Annotated in this window: 19 protein-coding genes; 10 read left to right on the forward strand and 9 right to left on the reverse strand. The window is 44.0% G+C overall.

Features of this window, described 5'->3' with window-relative positions; all coding sequences use genetic code 11:
• A partial coding sequence (locus Q0307_RS01835) for a hypothetical protein (RefSeq protein ID WP_298655620.1) occupies positions 1 to 2,211 on the forward strand: 2,211 nt, incomplete at its 5' end.
• A gap of 20 nt (positions 2,212 to 2,231) precedes the next feature.
• Here the strand turns inward: Q0307_RS01835 and Q0307_RS01840 are convergent.
• Positions 2,232 to 3,464: a type II toxin-antitoxin system HipA family toxin gene (locus Q0307_RS01840; RefSeq protein WP_298655623.1), complete on the reverse strand. Its 1,233-nt coding sequence runs from the start codon at positions 3,462 to 3,464 to the stop codon at positions 2,232 to 2,234.
• Positions 3,461 to 3,751: an XRE family transcriptional regulator gene (locus tag Q0307_RS01845; RefSeq protein WP_298655626.1), complete on the reverse strand. Its 291-nt coding sequence runs from the start codon at positions 3,749 to 3,751 to the stop codon at positions 3,461 to 3,463. Before Q0307_RS01845 ends, Q0307_RS01840 begins: the two co-directional genes overlap by 4 nt.
• A 386-nt stretch (positions 3,752 to 4,137) precedes the next feature.
• On the opposite strand from Q0307_RS01845, the gene Q0307_RS01850 reads away from it, so the two are divergent.
• A complete protein-coding gene (locus tag Q0307_RS01850; RefSeq protein WP_298655630.1) occupies positions 4,138 to 4,590 on the forward strand; it encodes a DUF3291 domain-containing protein in 453 nt (150 codons plus the stop codon).
• A gap of 127 nt (positions 4,591 to 4,717) precedes the next feature.
• On the opposite strand, the gene Q0307_RS01855 is transcribed toward Q0307_RS01850, so the two are convergent.
• From Q0307_RS01855 to Q0307_RS01865, 3 genes are all read right to left on the reverse strand, one after another.
• Positions 4,718 to 6,493 carry an N-acetylglutaminylglutamine amidotransferase gene (locus Q0307_RS01855; RefSeq protein ID WP_298655633.1) on the reverse strand — a complete coding sequence of 592 codons (1,776 nt, stop codon included), beginning with the start codon at positions 6,491 to 6,493 and terminating at the stop codon, positions 4,718 to 4,720.
• Positions 6,494 to 6,589: 96 nt separating this feature from the next.
• Complete coding sequence (locus tag Q0307_RS01860; RefSeq protein ID WP_298655635.1) at positions 6,590 to 7,723, reverse strand: PHB depolymerase family esterase; 1,134 nt, start codon at positions 7,721 to 7,723, stop codon at positions 6,590 to 6,592.
• Positions 7,724 to 7,752: 29 nt separating this feature from the next.
• Positions 7,753 to 8,172, reverse strand: coding sequence for a hypothetical protein (locus Q0307_RS01865; RefSeq protein ID WP_298655638.1), 420 nt, complete (start codon positions 8,170 to 8,172; stop codon positions 7,753 to 7,755).
• 184 nt (positions 8,173 to 8,356) lie between these two features.
• On the opposite strand from Q0307_RS01865, the gene Q0307_RS01870 reads away from it, so the two are divergent.
• On the forward strand, positions 8,357 to 9,031 hold the full coding sequence (locus Q0307_RS01870; RefSeq protein ID WP_298655641.1) for a site-2 protease family protein: 675 nt from the start codon (positions 8,357 to 8,359) through the stop codon (positions 9,029 to 9,031).
• 1 nt (position 9,032) lies between these two features.
• Here the strand turns inward: Q0307_RS01870 and Q0307_RS01875 are convergent, their stop codons facing one another.
• Entirely contained in the window at positions 9,033 to 9,428 is a 396-nt protein-coding gene (locus Q0307_RS01875) for a hypothetical protein (RefSeq protein ID WP_298655644.1), read from the reverse strand.
• A gap of 200 nt (positions 9,429 to 9,628) precedes the next feature.
• On the opposite strand from Q0307_RS01875, the gene Q0307_RS01880 reads away from it, so the two are divergent.
• The 4 genes from Q0307_RS01880 to Q0307_RS01895 all read left to right on the forward strand — a co-directional run bounded on the left by Q0307_RS01880 (position 9,629) and on the right by Q0307_RS01895 (position 12,100).
• Positions 9,629 to 10,192, forward strand: coding sequence for a hypothetical protein (locus Q0307_RS01880; protein ID WP_298655647.1), 564 nt, complete (start codon positions 9,629 to 9,631; stop codon positions 10,190 to 10,192).
• A gap of 30 nt (positions 10,193 to 10,222) precedes the next feature.
• Positions 10,223 to 10,903: a class I SAM-dependent methyltransferase gene (locus Q0307_RS01885; RefSeq protein ID WP_298655650.1), complete on the forward strand. Its 681-nt coding sequence runs from the start codon at positions 10,223 to 10,225 to the stop codon at positions 10,901 to 10,903.
• Between the two features lie 53 nt (positions 10,904 to 10,956).
• Positions 10,957 to 11,745 carry an autoinducer binding domain-containing protein gene (locus Q0307_RS01890; RefSeq protein ID WP_298655653.1) on the forward strand — a complete coding sequence of 263 codons (789 nt, stop codon included), beginning with the start codon at positions 10,957 to 10,959 and terminating at the stop codon, positions 11,743 to 11,745.
• 112 nt (positions 11,746 to 11,857) lie between these two features.
• Positions 11,858 to 12,100 carry a helix-turn-helix transcriptional regulator gene (locus Q0307_RS01895; protein ID WP_298655656.1) on the forward strand — a complete coding sequence of 81 codons (243 nt, stop codon included), beginning with the start codon at positions 11,858 to 11,860 and terminating at the stop codon, positions 12,098 to 12,100.
• A gap of 32 nt (positions 12,101 to 12,132) precedes the next feature.
• Here the strand turns inward: Q0307_RS01895 and Q0307_RS01900 are convergent, their stop codons facing one another.
• The gene (locus tag Q0307_RS01900; protein WP_298655659.1) at positions 12,133 to 13,449 is read right to left on the reverse strand and encodes a HAMP domain-containing sensor histidine kinase; all 1,317 of its coding nucleotides are present in this window, start codon (positions 13,447 to 13,449) and stop codon (positions 12,133 to 12,135) included.
• Positions 13,450 to 13,513: 64 nt separating this feature from the next.
• A complete protein-coding gene (locus Q0307_RS01905) occupies positions 13,514 to 14,197 on the reverse strand; it encodes a response regulator transcription factor (RefSeq protein WP_298655661.1) in 684 nt (227 codons plus the stop codon).
• A 110-nt stretch (positions 14,198 to 14,307) separates the two neighbouring features.
• On the opposite strand from Q0307_RS01905, the gene Q0307_RS01910 reads away from it, so the two are divergent.
• Together Q0307_RS01910 and Q0307_RS01915 are read left to right on the forward strand one after the other, a co-directional pair.
• On the forward strand, positions 14,308 to 16,266 hold the full coding sequence (locus Q0307_RS01910; protein WP_298655664.1) for an alkaline phosphatase D family protein: 1,959 nt from the start codon (positions 14,308 to 14,310) through the stop codon (positions 16,264 to 16,266).
• 105 nt (positions 16,267 to 16,371) lie between these two features.
• Positions 16,372 to 17,829, forward strand: coding sequence for a DegQ family serine endoprotease (locus Q0307_RS01915; protein WP_298655667.1), 1,458 nt, complete (start codon positions 16,372 to 16,374; stop codon positions 17,827 to 17,829).
• A gap of 106 nt (positions 17,830 to 17,935) precedes the next feature.
• Here Q0307_RS01915 and betB read toward each other — a convergent pair whose 3' ends face one another.
• Positions 17,936 to 19,402 carry a betaine-aldehyde dehydrogenase gene (gene betB / locus Q0307_RS01920; protein WP_298655670.1) on the reverse strand — a complete coding sequence of 489 codons (1,467 nt, stop codon included), beginning with the start codon at positions 19,400 to 19,402 and terminating at the stop codon, positions 17,936 to 17,938.
• Positions 19,403 to 19,528: 126 nt separating this feature from the next.
• Between betB and Q0307_RS01925 the strand changes: the two genes are divergently transcribed.
• Entirely contained in the window at positions 19,529 to 20,473 is a 945-nt protein-coding gene (locus tag Q0307_RS01925; RefSeq protein WP_298655672.1) for a choline ABC transporter substrate-binding protein, read from the forward strand.
• Positions 20,474 to 20,484 lie beyond the last annotated feature (11 nt).

Raw genomic sequence — 20,484 nt, forward strand, 5'->3', positions numbered from 1 at the left:
CGCTTAAGTTACTACCGCTTTAGTGGCTCTTCAACTCCTCTGGTGCATGACCGAAATCTTGCTCCAGTTTATCCATCAAAAACCCTAATATTGATAAAAGCAGCTACACAAGATGAGAGCTTTATTTCTTGGAGTAATTTTCAGCGAGTAAGTTATGTAAGTTTATTAAGGTGCATTGCTTATGAGCCTGAGTTTTTTGAAAAAGCGGTATCAGTCCTTACAAATTTCGCTCTAGGCGAAATAAATAATAATTATGGTAATTCAGCAAAAAGCATACTTAACTCACTTTTCAATTGCTATCTTTCTGGAACGAAAGCTGAGCCTGAGTTGCGATGCCAAGTAGCCAAGCCATTTCTTGTCAGTGCTAATGAAGAAGAACAGGAATTAGGTCTTAGTATGCTGCGTAGTGGCTTAAAAACTAAGAATTTCCAGTTAAGTCATAGTGTTGAGTTTGGAGCTAGACGACGTGACTATGGTTGGCGGCCGTCTACATTAGCTGATCGCAGTGATTGGTATAGGAGCTGGATTAATCTAGTAGCATCAATACATAACGATAACCGCCTACAGGCTGCTCTCAAAAGCATCTTGGCTGAATCACTACTTCGGCTTTGGGGCAAGTTTGGAATAGATGAGGAATTAACTAAGCTTGCTTATCAATGGCGTCATGAAAGTAGTTGGCCTGAAGGTTGGGCCTCTATTAAGAGACTGTTAGTGACTAAATCAACTAGAATTTCGCCTGAATCTTTAGACCAGTTAAAGCAACTTGAAAATCATCTTGCTCCGGTTAGTTTAGTTGAAGAGATTTATGCCAGTATCTTTGTTGATTCAGTTACAGCAATTTATAGCTTAGATATAACTTCAAATGAAAATGAAACTCTTGATTTATGGCCTGATTCAGAGCTGTATGAAAAATTGACTAAAGCAACCGAGGCTATCGGCACTAAAGCAGCAAAATCGCCTGAAACTTTAAAACGACTCATTCCTGAGCTTTGCTCTACCAGTACCAACAAAGCAGAGTTAGGGTATTTTGGTAAAGGAGTGGGCGAGCATTATCACGATGTGAATGCATTGTTAAAGTTGGTTCGTAATCATATTGAGAGTGTCGCTCCGGCTAAAGTAAGTTTACTTTGGGTGCGTGGAGTGTTGGCGGGCTGGAAAGAACAATCACCAGATGACCTTGAGATATTTTTAGATACTGCTGCTACCGATTCTGTTTGGTCAAAGCAATTCGGAGAGTTAGGAGTTCACTCCAAATTAAACCAACGGCAATTTGATCGTTTAATGAAAGCATTGGATACTGGTTGTTCAGTAGAACACCTCGATTATTTATGGTCAAAAGACCTAGCAGCAAACTCATCTGTTTCTCAGCTTATGCAGTTGAGCTACAAGCTGGCTAGTATAAACAAGCTAGGTATTCAAAAAGCAAACTTAATTTTGTACCAAGTCATTATAGGGATTGATCGCCAATCTGAATCTTATAAAAATGAACTGAGTAACGCCTTGTGGTTATTTTTTAATGATGTTGTCTGGAAAGCAGATGAGCTTTTTTTACCAAATGATCATTACCTTAAAACACTTATAGACTTCGCCTTTGAAAGATCAAGTAGTGACACCATAAACCTGCGAAATCTACATAGTCTTTTAGCTGCTACTAAAGAAACTTATTTTATTACCGACATACAGAAAACCGCTTTAAGAGCGTTCTTCAAGCATCTTCCTGAAATGACCTTAAGGGCAGTTTGTGATTTAGAAAATCAGCAAGCGATTAACAGAGCTGGACGACTTGTTGCCAGCCCTCTTTCAGAAGACCTCGACTCAGCCCTAATCTACGTTCCTAATAATATATTACTACATTGGTGTAGTGAAGGGCCGCAGAGTCGTTATCCATTTGCAGCAGAAAATTGCAAACTAATTGAGGATCATACAGCTCCAAATTTATTGCTCACAGATATAGCCTTATCAATACTCGACTTAGCACCGGATAAAAATACTATTTTAGATTTACTGGTTGAGCGCTTTGTACCAACTTCAGATAGAAGTTATAAAAGTTATGAGTCAAGATTATGCTTATTTGACCAGCTCAGGATTTCACAAGACTTAGAGCTAAATAAATTAATAGATGAAAAGCAACATCGCTTTTATTTATATATTCAAGAAGAAAAGGATAGAGAAATAAGAGAAAGTAATATGAGAAACTCAAGTTTCGAATAACTTCTACTCATCAATGCTAATTATAATCTTTGGCTAACTTCCATCAATACCTTGCCAATTTTCTTAATATTGCTTTTGCTAACATCCAACGCCTTCGCTATGATTTCCCACTGGTTCGTTGCAGCCCGAACCTCCTCAACAATCTCTCGCCAATCTTTCACTCCGCACTTTTCCGCCACTTGTTGAACATGTCTCAAGGTCGGATTGCCGCTGCCTGCAATATCGGTCGTATGCTGATTATTCAGTCCACTACTGAAGGTGAGATCAAAAGCAGGTGATAACTCCCAATCATGCTCAGGGCGGATAAACGCAAAATTTTTCGCATGGTCATCTTTGTTATGCGCTAGGACATTAAACACCATCAGGCGAAAGACTTTACGCACCTCTTCCATACTACGAGTGATATTGCGTGTCGCATTTAACACAGTTTCATAACTCACACTCGGTAAGCGATGATTAGCATAGATATAGGCCGACAAGCTCAGGGTATGTAGGCGTTTATTGCCCTCACGATCAAAACGCTTCACGGCAAAAAAACTCTCAGTTTTTTTACCCCGCTGCACAGAAATAAGGTGAGTTTCGGGCATTATTAAACCTGCTAAAACCGCCATACGCGCATAAGCTAACTCAATACGCCCCAGATCAGCTAAATCTTCACGAGCACGGAATTTCACTATCCAATGAGTAAAACCTTGCGGCAAAGTTTGGAAGCCGGACAAACATTCATCTGACTCTTCAGACAGAGCTACTGTTACCTTGGGACGTGCCCCACCTGGCGAACCACCTTGAATCTGCAATTGTTGCAAGACTTCAGGTGTTCCACCTTGCAATATTTGCTCAGCAGAATGTGCTAGCTGTGCAATATCTACCGTATTCGCTATCTCTTCTTTGAAAATTTCAGGTTGATACTCCAGTGCCCCCATTGCACGTGAACCAATATAAGCCAAACGATCCAGTGGAGTAATTTCATGAGTTTGCCAGCCAGTTAGCTCACGAAAAGCCCGATCCATTAACAATAATCCCCAACCGTCGGGTAAGGAATCATAGAAAACACCATGTAAACTACCGAACTCCTGCGGCTCTAGTGAAAGCTGAGGAGCTGCTTGAAAAGCTAAGGTGTCGGGTGACAAATCGAAACCATTTTTGAGCCATTCAACCGCGTATTGAAAATAGATAAGACCACGTGCATCCACACCTAAATCTCCGACTAGATCGCCGGCTAGTAGCACTTTCAAGTGTGAAATATGCCTCATAGACTCCCTCGCTGTCGTGGTTTTATGCTGAGTTCAGCAATCGACTGTGGTGGCTTTTCCTGAAATAACTGCTCAAATCCCGCCATATCATTTAGGGCATACGCAATTTTCAGCAGGTTTTGGAAGCTAATCTGCCCCGTAGTTTCAAAGCGTTTAATATTGGCTTCTGCTACCCCGGCCTTCTCGGCTAGTGTGCGGCGCGTCAGTTTCGCGCCCAAACGTCTTGCTTTAGCTTTTGCAGCTAGCGTGAGTGCTAATGACTCTGGTGTAGAAAAATTAAAAGCCATTATTTTACCCATAGGAAGGAAAAAAGCGTTTCTATAGCTATTATATTAGCTCTTAATAAAAAATACTTTTTTTTAGCACAACTTCATTCAATACTTCTCCAAATTTGTTAAGTAAGGGTGGTTGAAGTGCTCATTACCAGTTCCACAAACGACGGGTTAAAGACTTGCTAAACAAGCCAGCGTAAGTAGAATTCAGCTTGTGAGAATTAAGCAAACTAGCAGGCTTGACGCACTTATCAATTAGTGTGGCCTTTTAAGAAGGCACAAGCTTAAGTGAAGTCACACTGGAATTAGGGTTTGCCGACCAAGCTCATTTCCAACACCATTTTAAACGATGGCCTAGATCTAAACCCTACCAACGACAATTTGTTAAGCACTCAAACCTCATGAACTATCATCTAGCACAACTCAATATCGCGCAACTCTTAGCACCCATTGATTCGCCTCAGCTCAAAGACTTTGTAGACAATTTAGAGCGTATTAATACACTAGCCGAACAATTCGAGGGGTTTGTCTGGCGGCTACAAACTGAAGAAGGCGATGCTACGGCTTTGCGTCCTTTTGGTGAGGAGGTTATTGTCAATTTATCGGTGTGGGCCAGCGTGGAAGCCTTGCATCAGTTTGTTTATCGCAGCGCACACACACCCATTATGAGCCGCCGCCGTGAATGGTTTGCGCGTATGACGAATACTTATATGGTGTTGTGGTGGATTCCACAAGGACATGAACCCAGCGTTGAGGAAGCTAAACAGCGTTTAGACTTATTACAAACACAAGGGGCGAGTGCGCAAGCTTTTAGTTTTAAGCAGGTGTTTGAGCAGCCATCTAAAGCTTTTTAATGCACAGGCAAGCCATTCTTCAAACCCAAATGCTTTTGAAACGGTTCAAAATATTTATCCGCATAAAGCCGTTGAAATAGTCAATCTAAACACTGGAATCGACAAAAATCACGCTTGATCTTGCCATTTACAAACCCTGTAACCCCAGCCACAGCTCCAACAAAGCCATATGCCACAATTTACTGCCCTGAATCCGCGTCAAATGCTCTTCCGGTTTGCTCAAGACTTTTTCCACATAAGCCGGATTATATAAGCCACGCTCTTTAGCCTTTTGCGAGTGTAAAACATCGCGCATCATCTGCAGAAACTCGCCGCGCACGAACTTCAACGCAGGTACAGGGAAATAACCTTTGGGTCGATCAATCACGCTATCGGGCACACGCCCACGGGCTATTTTCTTTAACACATATTTGCCACCGTCACGTAGTTTCAACTCTGGCGGCATTTGTGCTGCAAGTTCGACTAGCTCTTGATCCAAGAAGGGCACACGAGCTTCCAAACCCCAAGCCATCGTCATGTTATCCACCCGCTTGACCGGATCATCAACAATGAAGGTTGTCACATCAGCACGCAATACCGCGTCTAAATGCTCGTCGGCGTACTCAGTTTCTAAGAGTTCACGCACCAGCTCGCCCGTATAATCGGAAGTTTGGAATTGGGGCTGTAGCATTTGCGCCATTTCGGTATGGTTGCGGTCAAAATAGTACTGAGAAAAACGCGCTAAGCGGTCAGGATTTTGGTCGGCATGGGTTTGCGGATACCAGAAATAGCCACCGAAAACCTCATCGGCACCTTGCCCGGATTGCACGACTTTGACGTGTTGGGAGACTTGTTCGGAGAGCAAATAAAAACCAATCGCGTCTTGCCCAAACATCGGTTCCGCCATATTCGCGACTGCTTCTGGCAGGCGCTTCAGTGTTTGCTCATTCGGAATATGGAACTTGTGGTGATTAGGTTTAAAACGCTCGACTACCGCATCGGAGTATTCGTATTCACTACCTTTTTCCTCAGGCTGGTCATCAAAACCAATCGTGAAGGTGCGAATATCTTTGATGCCGATTTCATCCAGCAGCGCGACCAACAGACTCGAATCCAAACCACCTGACAGCAGCGCCCCGACAGGTACATCCGCAATATTATTCCGCCGCCGTACAGCAACGCGCAGCGCTTCATGAATCGCCTCAATCCAATCTTGTTCACTGCGAACTTCATTGGGGCGCTTAGCGACTAGATTCCAATAGCGCTTTAAGGTTTGCCGACCATCCGCGTGAATGGTGAGTGAATGGGCAGGCGGTAGTTTGCGTATGCCATTCAACACCGTGCGCGGGGCAGGTACAACCGCATGCAGGGTAAATAAATTATGCAGCGCCAAAGGGTCAAGGCTAGTATCAACGTTCGGCGTGGCCAGTAGGGCTTGGGTATTGGAGGCAAAGCGCAAGGATTTAGCATTCTGCGTGTAATACAAAGGCTTAATCCCCATGCGGTCACGGGCTAAAAATAGGGTCTTTTGCTTCATATCCCAAATAGCGAAGGCAAACATCCCGATCAAATGCTTGGGCGCATCTTCGCCCCATTCGGCATAGGCTTTGAGGATGGTTTCGGTATCGCCATCCGAATAAAAATGATAACCCTTGGCTTTGAGTTCCGCACGTAATTCAGGGTAATTGTAAATCGTGCCATTGAATACCAGCGCAAGACCCAACTCTGCATCCACCATCGGCTGGCTAGACTTGTAGGATAAATCAATAATCGCCAAGCGCCGATGCCCAAATGCTAAAGGGCCATCCGAATAACTACCACCATGATCGGGGCCACGCTTCTCAAGCTTCGCCATCATGGCATTGAGATTGCGCAGGTCTGGAATTTGACCATCTAACCGTAATTCGCCGCTGATTCCGCACATGGGTTGTCCTTATTGATTTTTACCGGAAATAGTCTGCCATATTCTAAGCACGAAGGCGAAAACCCCAAGCTTATTAGGCTTGGGGCTGAGTTTGTATTAGCTCAGGGAGTGTTCTAAGAAAAAGCTCAGCATGGCTTCAGAAGCATTAGGTCCGGTAGGATCAACGTGGCTACCACGTACCTCACCGCCCGACCATGCATGCCCCGCGCCGTGCACTAACCAGTAGTCAATTTGCGTTTGACCCTTTTCATCTTTCATTTGTGTACGTGTATAGGCTCGAGCACCTGCAGGATTCGTTGTCGTTTGCTCAGTATTGAAATAAGCATCATTACTCGCCTCCAATCGCTGCTTAGCTTGGGCAAACACTTGCTCTGCATTCTTCAAATTGACCACAGGGTCTTGATCACCATGAAAGACAATCGTTGGCACAAAAACTGGGTATTGCTCAGTAGCTTGCACGTTATGACTGCCTTGACGCATCGCTGCCAGTGCTGCAATCACATTAGTCGCACTGCCTGCGGCCAAGCCCGAATGCACACCTACTGCAGCATATAGCTCAGGATAAGTCGCCCCCATAATCGCAGCCATAGCACCACCTGCCGACAAACCAGCTATATAGACCCGCTTAGCATCGACATAGTGATTTTGCATAATGGTTCGCGTCAAACCCGCGATCAACGCGGGTTCACCCCGATGGGTTTGCTGATTCTTCACTTTATACCAATTCCAGCAGCTTTTTGAATTGGCTGATTTGGCTTGATTGGGATAAGCCACCAATACCCCATACTGTTCAGCAAATTGATTCATCGCTGTACCTAAGGCGAAATCCTCTGCATTTTGCGTACAACCATGCAACATTACCACCAAAGGCAAAGGCTGATCGGTATAGCTACTCGGAATATACAGCTTATAGTCACGTGAACCGTATTCGTTGCTAAAATTGCGTGTCAGAAACTGTGCTTCTTGTCCAATACTAGGTTTATTTACCTGTTCAAAACACTCAGCAAGCTGCCCTGTTTCAGTCGGTTTTAATGGCTCACTGGCTGGCTGATTAGACTTACGGACGAATTGAGCTTCAATAACATTGTCATTTGTTTCATTCGCTGCACGACCTCCTTGGCGTAAATCACGCTGTAATGATTGTTGAATTAATTGGGTAGCTTGCTGTAATTGACCTAAGCGTACTAACCCCAATGCCTCTTGCATAGAATTCAAAAAACGAGCTTTCATGACGAGTCTCCTTAATAATCTTAAACGCCTTAGTGAATGCGTCCAGCTAAGGCGGTTTTCACCTCTGAGCTGGCTTGCAAAGCACCAAGTACGGTGATGGCTTCTATCGTCTCTAGCGCGAGTTCAGGTGAAACGTCGCTAGCAATCGTTGCTAGACCAACCACCTGAATATTTAATTTTTCTCCGGCGGCTTTAACCGCTTCTAAATCCTGCTTGCTGTAATGCCTTAAACCTAGTTCTAAGGTTTTGCGCACCACTGTTTGCTGCACCACTTGAGCATGGTGGGTCAGTTGGTTGCGAATCGCAGTCCGTATAAAATCGCTGCGATTCGAGTAAAAGCCTTCCTGAACCAACAAATCGATCTGTCCAAGATCGACATATCCCAAATTGATGGTAATTTTTTCTGTATCGCTACCAGTCTTGGGTCGTAGTGGTGTGATATTGCTCATTTTTTATCTCTATTGAAATTTTACCATCCATATAGATGTTATTAACCATCCATATGGATGTTATATAGTAAACTTGAGGCAATTTGTCAAATTTTCAATGAGCCAGCTAAATGATAGAATTTGGGAAATGTCCTTAACTAAGTAATACTAAAGACGTGTTAACTAGGTAAATAATTCAACAAAAATGAAAATTGATCAGCGTCACTATGACAAAAATCCAAGCAGTTTAGGCGAAAGCCTATTCATTTACGGCCTCACCGCTTTGTTCTTAGGTTTAATGTTGCTGGAGATTTTTACTCATTATGAACCGCGCAAACTAGCTGCTTTATTCTTCATTTTGTGGTGGCTCCCTTTAGTTCTTGTCCACGAATTTGGACATGCTGTGGTAGCACACGCTTTAGGCTGGCAGATACAGCGCACCGTGATTGGTTTTGGCCGCATCGTTTATCAAGGCCAACTATTTCGTGCCCCTCTAGAGCTACGCCTAATTCCACTTGAAGGTTTTGTACAGTTTAATCCAGTGTATGGTCGAGGAATGCGTTACAAGCATGCCCTCACCTACTTCGCTGGCCCCGGCATTGAACTCTTGTTGGCGTTTAGCATTATTCTGCTGATGGGTCGGGATAATTTCTTTGTGATCGAAGATGACTACACGAAACTAGCTTTCCAAGCATTGGCTTATGCAGCCTTAGCAGGTGCGATCATTAATTTAATCCCCATGGGCGTGGTCACACGCGACGGTGAAACACCCAATGATGGCTTAGGCATTTTAGTGAGCTTATTCAGTAGCGAAACAGACTATCAGAAGTCCATAACCAAGGAGCGCGAGCCAGAAGACCCTAACTCGCGCCCGTTCTAAGTTATTTTACTGGGCTACTCGCTGGAAAACCAACGGATACATCATCAGATGGGCAGTTGGCTAACTTGGAGACATTCAAATACGAGCCTTCCGCATTGCGCACAAAGGTATAGGCTAAGTCTAGCTCTTTACCATTCGCCTTAACTGACCAATACTCCTGCTCTTGGCGAGCCTGTATATCAGTAATAAGCTGCTCGGGCTTAGAGTAAAAATCTTTATCGCCGCAAGGCTCACAAAACTCCACCATCGTTCCACCCGGCTTTAGGAAATCTAAAGCATTGCCCGCTTGCTCTACAGAAATAAGTGCACATTGATCAGCCCAAGCAGCGTGCATCAAAATTCCGCTAGATAAAGCAACTAAGATTAATTTTTTAGATTGAACCGCTTTATTTTTCATCAATTTCTCTCGCAAACTATTTATTATTTAGAGAACTGAAAATAACAAAAGTTTAACTTAAATTCATAAAAGGTATGTTTAATTTATAACCGTTTGTCGTATGCTCTTTAAAAAAAGACTAAAAATCCAGCATAATGAATGGGCATGCAATAAGTTCACCAAGCGCTTGGATCCGGGCGACCTTTAGAGATCCAACTATAATGAAAACAATAAACTATAAATACGATAGCATTTACCAGCCTTTAAAAGTGGTCAATGAAGGTACTGATATTAAAAAGATTTGGCGCTTAAGACAGAGCGAATACGGAAAACATTATCCTGCTATGAATGATGCAGCGAACGATGCTTACGATCATTATTCCTGTATTTTATATACTGAAGATGCAACTGGTGATATTACTAGCACGGGACGTTTAGTTTTAGATACTGACTTAGGCTTACCTGCTGACGAAATTATTCTCCATGAAATCAATCTGTTACGCAAGAAACGTGGTGCTATTGCTGAACCAAGTCGCTTTGCCATTTCTGAGGCTGCACGGGGCATTCTACCCACTTATTTGCGTACTTATTATCGACTCGCACGCGAAAATGCAATTAACTCGTTGATCTTTATCACTCGCGATAAAAATATTGGTTTTTATCGACGCGCTTTAGGGGCGAACTTAGTTTGTAAAGATGTAGGTTACAACTACGGTACAGATTATAAGTTCTCACTCCTAGAGTGGGAAATTAAAGCAAACGATCCTATTTACTCACAAGCCTAATTGGGCAAAATCATATAATAAGGGCTATTCATGAAAGCATTAGATAGTAATGAGAAACAAAAATACCGTTATCCAGAGTCTGATTGGAATAGTTATGCACGTTTGTTTGCGGCTGTAACGACTTCGGTACAGTTGGCTGTTTACCGCGAAGCCTGTTTGCATTTACGTGGCAACGTAGTAGACTGTGGTTGTGGTAGTGCGAAGATAGCGCCGTTTTTAGCGGATAATGAACAAGTTAGCAGCTATACTGGAGTGGATTATTCAGCAGAAATGGTGACTGCTGCTGAGTGGGTGCTTAGTACTTTAGAGCGAGATAACTTTAGTATTCAGCATAGTAAGATTGAAAACGCTGTAGGCTGTTATGATTCAGCTGTTTCAATCCAAAGCTATTACGCTTGGCCAGACCCCTTAGTGACTTTACAACACATCGCTGCTCTTTTGGTCAAAGGCGGGCAATTTGTCTTGGCAACCCCTAACCCTAGTTTAAGTTTAACTAAATTGGCAAAAGATGCGCGTAAGGAATTAATCGCTCATCCTGATTTTCAGGCTTTTCAAGACTATAACCTGCAATTAGCCGCTAACCCGCAAGCTAATTTTGTCAGTATGGATGCTTTAATCAAACAAGCACAGCAAGTAGGGTTTGAAGTGATCGAATGCCATCAACAGCATTTCCAGGGTGGGTTAAATTTTTTAGTACTAAGAAAAACATAAAGTTAAATCATCGTAAGTCGACAACTTGCGATATGTAGAGGTGTAAAACGCTCATGCCGCTTAAGCATGTTTTGGTGGGTCATTTTGTCGATGACTTATATCAGGTTGAAACGGTATCTGAGCGTTTTCGCGTCTATGAAAACTACATTCATGCCTTAGGCTTCGACGGAGCAACCTACACCTTCTTTCCAAATATATTGTGGGAATTTAATAATTCTTTCTCGCCAATTTTCCTACACACTCAGACCTATCCCACCGCTTTTTTAAAACACTATGCAGAGGCCAACTTCCATGAGTGTGATTTTGCCATTCGTGTAGGCCATAAGCTACGTCTAGAAAAAATGCCCCCTTTGCCTATTGCACTCGATTGGCATGACTATGAAATAGCTGGCCTAATTAACGAAAATGAAACTAGCGTGATTGAAGTAGCACGTGAAGACTATGGCATTCGCAATGCACTGACTATTCCCACTCAACGTCCTGAAGCGGGGATTGGTGGTATGAGTGTGATTAGTAGTGAAAAAGGCGCGCGCTTCCAACATCTCAAACAAGAGAATATGGAAACGTTGCTCCGTTGTACTCAGTTGTTTCATGATATTAGCTTTAGTAATTCACGGAACATTGCTATTTTTGCCCAACCCTTCTTACAGACACTAAAAAATAAAGAAATTCAAATACTTAGGCATTTGGCTTTAGGCTATCGTCTCAAACAAATTGATCAGGGTATTTCGTATCGTTATGCCACAAATATATTAGATGAGTTACGTGCTCGCATGGGGGGGATCACTAAAGATAAGCTCATGTACTTGATTGGCCAACTCCATTTGCTCGACTTGATTTGAACGCTTAAGTGGTTAATACAGATTGAAAATGTGGAAATTTCCATATTGAAGCTACCTTTATAAACGGTAACACTCTGAACTGTCGGGAGATATGTTGAATGAGGGTACTTTTATGTCGGGAATCGACTTGGCTGAATATATACAAGAACGTATGGACACCCTAGGTTTATCGGTCACAGCAGCAGCAGGACGCTCAGGTGTTTCGCGCCAAACTTGGCACAAACTTATGCGTGCAGATATTCAGGAGGCTAAATTATCTACGCTTATGCGGGTAGCACGTACTTTAGAAACGCCTGAACCCTATTTGTTAAACCTGTATTTCTATTCAGGTCGCAAACGAGCGAATCAAGGCTAGAGCATCAGTAATAGCCAATTTCTGTAAGGCAATCAACCAGCAAAGCGCAAAATCACCTTCAAACCCGGTTGATTATCCGCAAGCTCAACTTGAGCATCATGTAAATCCGCAACGGCTTTGACTAAACTTAGGCCAAGGCCGTTGCCGGGTGTACTCCGCGCATTATCTAAACGCACAAAGCGTTTAAACACTCGCTCACGTTCTTCAGCAGGAATTCCAGGGCCTGTATCGCTGACAGTGAGCACTATATGGCCAGCTTGTTGCTCAGCGCTCAATTGGATGACACCCTCTTTAGGAGTGTATTTCACTGCATTATCCAAAAGATTAGTGATGACCTGTGCAATCAAATGCCTATTAGCCTGTAAAACTAAGCCAGCTTGTGCTTTGTAACTAAACTTAATACCTTCCTCTTCGGCAACCGCTTCATACAATTCACCTAAGTCACTAATCAACTGATCCAGTTGAATGGCTGTCCAATCATCTCTGTGCACACCCGACTCTGCTTGAGCAATACTCAACAGAGCATTAAAGGTTTTGATTAAATCGTCAACATCCTGCAAGGCATCCTGTCTAAGCTGCTGAAAATGCTCAGCATCTATCGGCTGAAAGCGACTCGTATCTAGGCGATTCCGCAAACGATTGAGTGGATTACGTAAATCATGCGCGAGATTATCGGTTACCTCCCGTGTAGCCTTCATCAAGTTTTCGATTCTCTGCAGCATGCTGTTGAGAACTAGGCTCAAGCGATCAAATTCATCATTCCGCCGAGTGACAACCATGCGTTGGCTAAGATCACCGTTGATAATTTCCCCCGCGGTTTGCCGAATACTATCAATACGCCGCAACACACCATACCCCATCAGCCAGCCCCCTAAAACTGCGAGTAAGAACATCAAAGCAATAGCTACCCACATACTTTTATAGAGCTTTTGCAATAAGGTATTTTGCTCACTCATATCAGCAGCTACCAGTAGCTGAGCTCCCCCTGGTAAACGTGTAACGACCACTCGAGCATAAGCATCGCGTCTTACTTGTATATCTAAGTCGATAATCTCTAAAACATCACTGAACCTAAGCATACCAAACACACGCCGCCCATCTTCACTCATATATTCGGCTTCTAATTTCTTAGTAAAAGGTAGCTTGGTGTTAAGGTTTAAGGCATAAACATAGAAGTGTGGTTCTACACGTTCATCATGCTCTTCATTTCTTATTCGAATAGCATCACGCAACGCCTGCAAAGACCCATAAGTCTTAGCAAAATTAATTAATAGATCACTTTGCAACTCCAAACGAACATCAGTCTGTTCACGGATTTGGCCTGAAGCGACCCAATAAATTGAAGCCATTGCTGCTCCAGCCACTAGGCTGAACAGCAAGGCATAAACTAGAGAAAGACGAAAAACAGTGGTATTAAGCAGCCGTCGGATCATAGAGCATATAACCTGCTCCACGAATGGTATGCAGTAAAGGTGGGTCAAAATCGCGGTCAATCTTGCCACGTAAGCGGCTAATGTGTACGTCAATCACATTGGTTTGTGGATCAAAATGATAATCCCACACCTTCTCTAAAAGCATAGTGCGGGTCACTACCTGCCCTGTATGGCGCATCAAATATTCAAGTAGCGTGAATTCACGAGGCTGCAAATTAATCACCGTACCTGCACGTTTGACTTGACGCTTCATTAAATCCATTTCCAGATCGAGTAAACGTAAAATTGTTTGCTCTTGCAAAGGTTGAGTGCGTCGGCCTAAGGCTTGTAAACGTGCGAGCAATTCGCTGAAAGCATAAGGTTTTACTAAATAGTCATCACCACCTGCCCGTAAACCCTCTACACGATTGTCCACCTCACCAAGGGCACTTAGAATGAGAACCGGTGTAGTAATCCCGCGAGTGCGCAGCGTTTGAATGACTGATAAACCATCGCGCTTAGGCAACATACGATCGACAATTAACACATCATATTGACCTGTCGTGGCAAGATGCAGTCCATCCTCACCATCTGCAGCATGATCAACAATATAACCGCTTTCAGCTAAGCCTTTCTGGATAAAGCTAGCAGTATGGATATCATCTTCAATGAGTAATATGTTCATAGTAAGAAAGCATAACGAGCTGTAAAAATGCTTGCCATGAACATTTGTTAATGTACTCGTTAACTACTATAACTTTGCAATCAACCCTGACATCCTTAATATTGCCGTGCATGACTACTACTGAAGCCGTTGTTACCCATCAGAATGCTCAAGCTTTGCCTGCTATTTTAGCTGGGCCAATTTTGCGCCATGTCAGTAAACACCAACTAGTGCTATGGCTGGTTACCTCACAAAACTATGCTATTCAAGCCAATTGTTATCAGGGTGATACGCTCCTAGCCTCCGCGAACTTCAGTCCTGATCATGCAGGCTCAGTCGTTTTGGGCAGACAGGCCTTCTTAAACTTATTAGTGATTAATATTCCTCAGAACCTACCAGAGGACACTTGGCTTAGCTATGACCTTGGCTTACAACTCGATGATCAAGTTCAGTGGTTAGCCACCACCACGCCACAAATTCTATATGCAGGTGAAATTCGCCCCCGCTTTGCCTTTAAACCTAGAGTCACACAGGTACTACATGGCTCTTGTCGCAAGCCACATTATAGGGGGGGCGATGCCTTATTGGTGGTTGATCAACAACTAGCAGAAGCACGTACTTTGCCTGATCCGAGTGAGCAGCCTTCGCTCCTAATGATGACCGGTGATCAGGTCTATAACGATGATGTCGCAGGCCCGATGCTGCATGCAATTCATACCGTCATTGCTCAGTTAGGCTTATATGAAGAGTCACTAGATAAAACTGAATTGCTGCACAGCCGTGAGCTACACAGTCAGCGTAAGCATTATTATCGTCGTACTGAACTCTTACCCTCGAGTCCGGGTGGGCAAGGTTTACGGAAAATTTTTCGCGGGGCGCGTAAACCTATTTTTACTTCAGCAAATGCTGCTAATCATCTAGCCACTTTAGCTGAAGTGCTAGGTATGTATTTGTTAGTCTGGTCACCTGCTCTATGGCCTTTCGTAGACTTAGATGATTTAACGGGATTAGAAGGTGAAGCCTTAGAGCGCTATCAGGCACAACTCTCTGCTATCAAGCACTTCGCTAACGGTTTGCCACAAGTTCAGCGAGTACTGGCTAGCATTCCCACGTATATGATCTTTGATGATCATGATATTACTGATGACTGGAATTTATCGCGTGATTGGGAGGAAAGCGCGTATGGTCACCCGCTATCGCGACGGATTATCGGCAATTGTTTAATTGCCTATTTGCTCTGCCAAGCTTGGGGTAATGCGCCTGAGCGCTTCCCCGAACACTTGATTAAAGCAGTACAAGCCTTGTTCCGCACAGGCAAAGAAGCTTTACATGATTTGCTGATTGATCAGCTCCTAAAAATGGAGGGTTGGCATTATAGCTTAGCTACTCAACCCAAAATTGTGGTACTCGATACCCGTACCCAACGTTGGCGTTCTGAAACTAGCGCCGCTGATCCTTCAGGTTTAATGGACTGGGAAACGCTGACTGAATTGCAGCAAGAACTCATTCATGAAAAAGCCGTCATTTTAGTCTCAGCAGCGCCAATTTTTGGTGTGAAACTAATCGAGGTGGTGCAGCGCATATTCACTTGGTTGGGTGGCTCGCTAATGGTAGATGCAGAAAACTGGATGGCGCATCCGGGTTCTGCGAATGTGATTTTGAATATTTTTCGCCACCGACACACCCCTCATAATTTCACGATTCTATCCGGTGATGTGCATTATTCCTTTGTCTACGATGTGCGCTTACGCCATCACGAACAAACCCCACATATTTGGCAGATTACTGCGTCGGGTATTAAAAATGCCTTCCCAGAAAAACTATTGAAAAACTTTGATTGGCTGAATCGCTGGCTATTTGCGAGCTATTCACCCCTTAATTGGTTTACCCGCCGTCGCCATATGCGTATTCAACAACGTCGCCCAAGTGACCATAGCGGTCGTTATCCACATCAGCGTTTATATAATGGTAGTGGGATTGGTCGGGTCTTTTTTGACGAAAACGGCGCACCAGACCGCATTCAAATTCTTTCAACTCGGGATGAGTGTATTCAGTTCAACCGTGGTTATGAAAGTGATTGGATGGATTAAAAATAAACCTTATTAGGTTACCGTTTTTTAACTTTTTGGAAAATCCACGGTAAGGTTGACCTAGCTAAGATCATCACCTATTGAACGCATTTGAGGATTTACTAAATGTCAAACTTACTGCCTGTTGGACTGTTTAACAAGAAAAAACTCTCGGTACTAGCGGCCAGTGCTTTGGTTGGTGCTTTAGCGTTTCCATTAACGATGCCTATTGCACATGCAGATGCTTTACCTCAGCTAACCCAACTGATTAAAGACAATCGCGATGCGGTAGTACATATTTCAGTGGAGATCGACAACAAAGCGGCCAGCAATGCTGTGACTGAGATGTTCTCCTTACCCGATGGACAGGAATTACCGAAAGAATTAGAGAAATTCTTCCGGAATATGCCTCGTGGCACTCCACAACCCCGTGACTCTCAAGCGATGGGTTCTGGCTTTATCATTTCGCAAGATGGCTACATCATCACCAATAATCATGTGGTCGATAATGCCAGCAAAATTAAAGTCACCTTAAATGATAAGCGTGAACTGACTGCCAAAGTGATCGGTAAGGATAAGTACAGCGATATTGCTTTGTTGAAAGTCGAGGCGACCGGTTTACCGACGGTGCGCTTAGGTGACTCAGATGGCCTTGAAGTGGGTCAATGGGTAGTGGCCATTGGTGCACCGTTTGGCTTAGATCACTCTGCTACTCAAGGAATTGTTAGTGCTTTATCACGCAGTTTGCCAGATGGTACTTATGTACCCTTTATTCAGACTGATGTTGCGGTGAATCCGGGTAACTCGGGTGGTCCGTTGTTTGATTTAAACGGTAATGTGGTTGGTGTGAACTCGCAGATTTATAGCCGTAGTGGTGGCTATATGGGGATTTCGTTTGCAATTCCAGTCAACCTAGTCAAGAACATCACCGAGCAGCTCAAAACGGCTGGGGTAGTGAATCGTGGTTGGTTAGGTGTGCAAATCCAAAACCTTGATCAAGAGTTGGCGAATTCCTTCTCGATGGCTAAACCCCAAGGTGCGTTGGTGGCTAGTGTGCAACCGTCTAGCCCAGCCGACAAAGCGGGAGTGCAGGCCGGCGATATTATTGTTGGCTTCAATAATACTGAAGTGAATTCCGCTGACCACTTACCTTTATTAGTGGGTACGACGGGTATCGGCAGCACAGTACCCTTAAAAGTACTGCGGGCGGGTGCTGAGAAAAACCTAAATGTAACGATTGAGAAGCTCGCGGATAAAGATGCTGGTGAAACTCAAGAACTTGCCCAGAACGGTACAACTGGTACGGGTGCATTGGGCTTAGCAGTTGCAGATTTAACTGACGAAGAACGCAAGGAAGCGAATCTTGGCATGGATGGCGTGGTGGTTCGCGAAGTTCGTACCGATAGCCCTGCCAGTCGTGCTGGCCTTGAAGCTGGCGATGTGATTATTTCAGTTAATAATACTGGAATTAAATCACCTGAAGAATTGAAGTCGATTGTTGATAAAGCACCGGTGGATAAACCACTAGCCATGCTGATTCAACGTGACGATCAAAAGCGCTTTATTGCTGTGGGTCGTTCTTAAAGTAGATAGATTTTCATTGTACTTTCGTTGTTTTTCATAGACCTTACTCCCTCGCTTGCCCTGTCATTGGACAGGGCGTCTTTTTTTCTGCAAGGGAAACATAATTTCAGTAAGGTCTTGGCAAATCCCCCAGCTCCACAAATACACTCTTTACTTGAGTATAGTGTTTAATGGTTTCTAAGCCATTTTCGCGCCCAATCCCTGATTGCTTGTAACCACCGACTGGCATTTCGGCAGGCGATGGGCCATAAGTATTAATCCAGCAAATGCCTGCTTGTAGTTGTGCAATCACTCGATGTGCTCGAGATAAATCCATGGTGAAAATCCCTGCCGCTAAACCATAGTTAGTCTTGTTTGCACGCTGAATCACCTCATCCTCATCTTTAAACTTCAGCACGGACATCACTGGGCCAAAGATCTCATCTTGAGTGAGCTGCATCTCGTCGGTGCAGTCCGCAAAAATCGTCGGCTGTACAAAATAACCTCTATCCAAACCATTCGCGGTCTCACGCTTCCCTCCACACACTAGACGAGCGCCTGCTTGTTTAGCCAAGTCAATATAATGTAAGACCTTTTGCAAATGCGTGGCTGAGACTAAAGCCCCGACTTGAGTTTGCATATCGGTCGGGTCACCAATCACCATTTGTTGAGTAATAGCCACAGTTTTTTCTAAAAACTCGTCATAAATATTTTCATGCACAAACACACGAGTACCATGCGTACAGACCTCACCTTGAGTATAAAAATTGGCTAATAGCGCACCATGTACTGCATTGTCTAATTTCGCATCGGGGAAAATGATTAAGGGTGACTTACCACCCAACTCTAAGGTGACATCCTTAATCGTACTTGCCGCATTAGTGAGAATTTTATGGCCGGTGACGGTCGAACCAGTGAAGGAAACCTTAGCAATTTTGGGATGTTGGGTTAAAGCCGTGCCTACTCGATAATCACCCTGTACCACATTGAAGACACCATTCGGCAAGCCTGCTTCCGTATAAATTTCAGCAAGTTTTAGAGTTGATAAGGGTGTGACTTCTGAGGGCTTATACACCATTGCATTGCCACAAGCCAAAGCCACTGCGGATTTCCAGCAGGCAATTTGAATCGGATAATTCCAAGCACCAATGCCCGCACAAACGCCCAAAGGTTCGCGGCGTGTATAAAAGAATTTGCCGTTGCCTAAATCTTGATAGCTCCCCTGAATACTCGCTGCCAGACCCGCATAGTATTCAATCACGTCCGCACCAGTGACAATATCGACGGCAATAGCTTCTTGCAGCGGCTTGCCAGTATCTTGCACTTCTAAGAGCGCTAATTCGTCATTGCGCGCACGTAACAATGCGACTGCTTTGTTTAAAATCCGCCCCCGCTCCATTCCACTTAAGCATGACCACTCTGCAAAACCCTGTTCAGCCGATTGTACAGCTTTATCCACATCCTCCACCGAAGCCTGCTGGACGCTGGTGATTACTTGGCCAGTTGCTGGATTAATCGAATCAAAGGTTTCGCCAGAGCTGGCATTTTGATAGTGGCCACCGATATAAAGGGCTTGAGGATTTGAATAAGACATAGATTTTCCTGCTCTGTGGTTTGCATTGCTTTTCATGCTAGCAAGTATAAACTGCCACTAGAGGAGAATGTTAGGTTTATAAAATCCTGCATTAGCAGACCAACTATCGTAACTTAGGAGGAATATATGCGTTTGAAACAACTGAGTGCAGTTGCCTTGATGATTGCAGCTTCAATAGGAGCCAATGTCCAAGCTGCTGAACCCGAATCCTGCAGCAAAATACGCTTTGCTGATGTTGGTTGGACAGACATTACCGCGACCACTGCTCTCGCTTCAACCCTACTCACTGCTTTGGGTTATGAGCCATCCTCCCAAGTGCTCTCGGTTCCAGTTAGCTATGCTAGCCTGAAAAATAAAGATATTGATGTTTTTCTTGGCAATTGGATGCCGACCATGAAAGCTGATATCCAACCCTACTTAGATGACAAAACTGTTGAATCTTTGGGTGCTAATTTGGAAGGGGCGAAATACACCCTCGCCGTGCCTAAATATCTGTATGACAAAGGCTTAAAAACTTTCGCCGATATTGCCAAATTTAAAGAAGACTTGAACGGTGAAGTGTATGGGATTGAGCCGGGCAATGATGGTAATCGTCTCATCCAAAGCATGATTGATGGCGATAAGTTTGGCCTGAAATCTTTCAAGATGGTTGAATCTTCCGAGCAAGGCATGTTGGCTCAAGTTGAGCGTGCGATTAAACGCAAAGAGGGTGTCCTGTTCTTAGGGTGGGAACCACATCCTATGAACTCCAAATTTGAGCTAGCTTATTTAGAGGGTGGCGATGAGGTGTTCGGCCCGAATTTAGGAGGCGCGACAATCTATACCAATGTGCGCGCTGGCTATATCACCGAATGCCCGAATGTTGGCAAGCTCATTAGCAATTTAAAATTCACTTTGCCAATGGAGAACCAAATTATGGGGGCGATTTTAGATGAGAAAAAAGAAGCGAATGATGCTGCTAAAGAATGGCTGAAAAAGAATCCTGATGCTATCCAACCTTGGTTAGAAGGAGTCACTACCAAAGACGGTAAAGATGCGACCGAAGCGGTTAAGAAAGCGCTCGAACTCTAAGCAAGGTAGGT

The organism is uncultured Thiothrix sp., from assembly GCF_937873765.1.
In the GTDB taxonomy this organism is placed as follows: domain Bacteria; phylum Pseudomonadota; class Gammaproteobacteria; order Thiotrichales; family Thiotrichaceae; genus Thiolinea.